This is a genomic window from Streptomyces sp. NPDC051173 (assembly GCF_040689515.1).
Classification (GTDB): domain Bacteria; phylum Actinomycetota; class Actinomycetes; order Streptomycetales; family Streptomycetaceae; genus Streptomyces.
Genome location: NZ_JBFBBD010000180.1, coordinates 1 through 1,314, shown reverse-complemented (window position 1 = coordinate 1,314; position 1,314 = coordinate 1). Strand labels below are relative to the sequence as shown.

Annotated in this window: 2 protein-coding genes; both read right to left on the bottom strand. The window is 68.6% G+C overall.

Annotated features, from left to right (window positions below):
- Nucleotides 1–196: 196 nt before the first annotated feature.
- Nucleotides 197–634: a hypothetical protein gene (locus tag AB0435_RS34215; RefSeq protein ID WP_366428747.1), complete on the bottom strand. Its 438-nt coding sequence runs from the start codon at nt 632–634 to the stop codon at nt 197–199.
- Nucleotides 635–866: 232 nt separating this feature from the next.
- Nucleotides 867–1,088 carry a hypothetical protein gene (locus AB0435_RS34210; protein ID WP_366428746.1) on the bottom strand — a complete coding sequence of 74 codons (222 nt, stop codon included), beginning with the start codon at nt 1,086–1,088 and terminating at the stop codon, nt 867–869.
- Nucleotides 1,089–1,314 lie beyond the last annotated feature (226 nt).

Here is a 1,314-nt window from a genome sequence, read left to right as displayed (position 1 = left end):
GCCGTTCTGGGCTCGGATCCGCGCGGCGTACCCGGGCGAGTACCTTCTCGGCGCCCGTCAGCACCTCGGGTGCCAGCACTTGCTGTTCTGAGCCCGCCCACGGTCGCAGCTCTTCCCCGCGGGTTGATGTCCGATGGCCCGGCGGCAAGGTGGGGGGAGTCCTTGCCACCGGGCCGATCGCGGCTTGATGTGCCGCTCACGGGAAGACGTCCCGCGCTCCGCGGGTGTTACTGACTGTCGCCAACGGGCCCGCCGGGGGTGAGGTCGGCTTCGGCGAGGCCGGGGCAGGGCCCTCCGGTGCCCAGCACGGCGGCGGTGTGGGTATGCCATCGTCTCGGCGCAGGCTCTTTACCGGTCGTACCCGCTCGTCGAACCACAGCTCGACGCTCGCGATCGGCGGTGCTTCCTCCTCGCGCGGCGCGACCTGCAGACGCCAGGTGGCTGCGGGACCGCCGCGCTGGGCGAACCAGTCCCGCAGCAGCTGTTCGAGGTCAACGCCGTCTGGCGGGCCGCCGAGCAGCCCGCTCTGGGGTGACCAGTACTCGCCGTTGCACAGGAAGTCGATGTCCCACCGGTAGGCGGGGCCGTCCCCGACCGGCGGGCACCACGAGGGTCGTGTCCACGTCGAAGCCATGACACCGAATCGAACGCCCGTTCTATCGCCGACGCAAGGTCAGACGTGAGCGTGTTCCCTCACCCGCAAGTCGGGGGTCACATCGGTAGGGCAGTAGTAGCCCGTGACCAGCGCCAAGCCAGCTGATCGCCCCTACCCCTCTAGCGGGCAGTTCGATTGGAAGGTCGAGAGGAAGCCGGAGAAGAAACCGGGGAGGCGGCGCTGGGTTCGGCCGTTGATCGGGCGGACGTCGTCATGCAGGAGAAGGGCCGGCCAGCTCGCGCAGGCGCCGCGCCGCCCACTCCAGCCCGGCGATCATCGTGTCCAGCTCGTCGTCTCCGGTGATGCGGATCGTGCCACCGCTGGCGTCATCAGCGGGTTCGAAGACGACCGCGCCTGAGTAGTCCGGCGTCGTCACCGTGACGGCGTGCTGACTGCCGTCGCCGCCTTCGAATCCGGAGGTCTCGACGGCCACGTTAATCGTGATGGCCAAGCCACCGAATGACTTGCGATCACCCTGCACACCCACGAGTTCGCAGCCTCTCCCGAGTCACCTTCTGTTGCCGATCTACAACGTACCGCGCCGAAGGCCCGGTGATCTTCGTTATCAGGACGCCGGTGAGGATCGTCCCCGGGCCGTTCGGCAGGAATCCCCCGTGCGAGGTGAGGTTCGAAATCCCCGCGGTGTCGCTGTGCGCGCC